This is a genomic window from Natronococcus sp. (assembly GCF_047921035.1).
Taxonomy (GTDB): Archaea; Halobacteriota; Halobacteria; order Halobacteriales; family Natrialbaceae; genus Natronococcus.
The window spans coordinates 1-2,361 of record NZ_JBLRWX010000195.1; the positions used below are offsets into that span (position 1 = coordinate 1).

The following is a 2,361-nucleotide window of genomic DNA, read 5'->3' on the forward strand; positions in this document are numbered from 1 at the left end:
GCTTGCTCGGGCCCGGAGGCCGGCCTGCAGGGGGCCGACTCCTCGTCGGTCGCTGTGCTGGCGGATTCCGTCGAGTGGGACGGCCAGGGCAGCGACTCGCTGCAGTGCGGGAAGATCGGCGAGAGCGAGGAGCGCACCGCCGACGGCTGGATCCACTGGATCGTCACCTCGACGTCGGGCGTGACCGAGGCCGAACTCGTCCTCGGCGGTTCCGGTAGCGGGACGTACGCGCCGACGAAGTACGGTCCGGTGGTCGAGTTCTTCACCCCGTACTTCGACGTCGCGACGCTGACGGCCACGCTGAACTACGAAGGCACGCTGAGCGACGTCTCGCAGTTCGTGATCTCGGACTACTGCCCCGGGGTCGATGACGAGTTCGAGGAGCTGACGGTCAGCAAGGATGCGCACACCTCCTTCAAGCGCGTCCACAACTGGGACGTCGACAAGAGCGTCGATCCCGCGAGCTTCGTCCTGTACGAGGACGGCACCGGCGACGGGACGGCCACCTGGACCATCGACGTCGACTACCTCGGTTACGAAGACAGCGAGTGGAACGTCTCGGGCAGCATCATGATCGAGAACACCGGCACGCTCGACGCGGTCATCACGGCCGTCGACGACGTGCTGGCGGGCGATCCCATCGCCATCGACTGTGGGGAGGTCGTGTTTCCGTACACGCTCGTCGCGGGCGGGACGCTGACGTGCACGTACGACGAGGACGGCTTCGTCGAGGGCAAGAACGTCGTCACGGTCACGACCGAGCGCGACGAGTACGGGGCCGAGGCGGACATCGGCTGGGGCGACCCGACGACCGAGACCAACGCCACGGTCGACGTCCAGGACGTGAGCGACCTGTTCGGTTCCGTGGATCTCGGGAGCGTGACGGCCCCCGACGGCGACGAGTTCAGCTACACGAAGGACTTCGCTTGGGCGGACTTCGGCGCGGAAGAGTGCGACGAGGAGTTCCGCTACGTCAACACCGTGTCGCTTCTCGACGTCGCGGGCGCGGTCGTGGCCAGCGCGGATGCGACGCTCGTCGTGACCATCTCCTGCGATCCGCCGGAGACGGACGTGCTGCGCGTGCGTAAGACGGCCGACACGAGCTTCGAGCGCGAGCACCGCTGGGATCTCACCAAGGACGTCGACGTGCCGTACGTCAAGCTGGTCGGGGACGGCACCGGCGACACCACCGTCACGTGGACGATCGACGTCGAGTACCTGGGCGCGACCGACACGGCGTTCATGATCTTCGGGGAGATCGAGATCGAGAACGTGTCGCTGCGCACCCCGCGGACGATCAACTCGGTGATGGATGACGTCGGCGTGCCGGGCGTCAACCCGTTCGCGGTGGCGTGCGAACTGGACGAGGAGCCCGTGTCGCTGCCGTTCGATCTGGAGCCGGGTGAGACCCTGGTCTGTGCGTATGAGGTGGACGTCACCGGAGACGTCGAGGCGTACGACGGCACCAACACGGCGACCGTGATGGCGTCGGGTGAAGAGCACCCGCTCACCGCGACAGCGGGCTGGGCGTTCGACGAACCTTCGAGCGAGAAGAACGCGATCGTGTACCTGTGGGACTACAGCGACCTCAACGGTCACTGGCTCTTCCTGCGGCAGTTCGATGCGCCCGACGGGGGCACCTTCACGTACTCGAACCACTTCGCGTGGACGGACTACCAGAAGAGCAGCGGCACCGAGCCGACCGGCCAGACGGTCACGCCGCAGTGCGGTGACGGCACGTACCGGATCGGCAACTGGGCGAAGCTCTTCGCCAATCGCGAGGCGCGCGACAAACTCGACTACCTGGCGGTGGACAGCGCCTGGGTCACCGTCGAGCTCGTGGAGAGCACTTGCAGCACGATGCCGAGCGACGAGGTTCAGTAGTCAGCCGACTGGGCGTCGGCTCGAGCGTTGCGTAAGGCAGCGTACGGATCGAGCCGACACGGATCGCTTGACCGTTCGGTGTTCGGGGGGCGGCTTCGGCTGCCCCCCGAACCTTCGTGGGTGGCGGAGGACTGCGGGCCAACCGCGTCACGTCCATGAGCCGCCTGGACGCTCTGATCGTTCTGCGAGTGTCTAGCGCGATCTCCCCTTCGCACCCAACCGCCCGGTACTCCAGCCCCTGGCCGAACAGGTGTTTTCGGTGTTGCTGCGGACGGCGCCCGAGGCAGGCGAGCTCGCTGGCCTCGCGTCTTGGGACCTCAACGGTAACGGGGTGCCGGATCTCGCCGAGGACGTGAACCTCGACGGCGTCTGGGACGCGCGCGACTGCCAGGGCCCGGAGGGCCCGCCCGGTCCGCAGGGTCCCGCGGGGCCGCAGGGTCCGACGGGTCCGGAGGGGCCGCGGGGGCCGCGTGGAGC

At 67.6% G+C, this 2,361-nt stretch carries 1 protein-coding gene and 1 pseudogene; both read left to right on the forward strand.

What is annotated here, in order from left to right; all coding sequences use genetic code 11:
* On the forward strand, positions 1-1,884 hold a 1,884-nt coding region (locus ACNA7R_RS19995; protein WP_416285295.1), incomplete at its 5' end, for a hypothetical protein.
* 259 nt (positions 1,885-2,143) lie between these two features.
* Positions 2,144-2,361: pseudogene (locus ACNA7R_RS20000) on the forward strand (hypothetical protein); the annotation flags it as partial.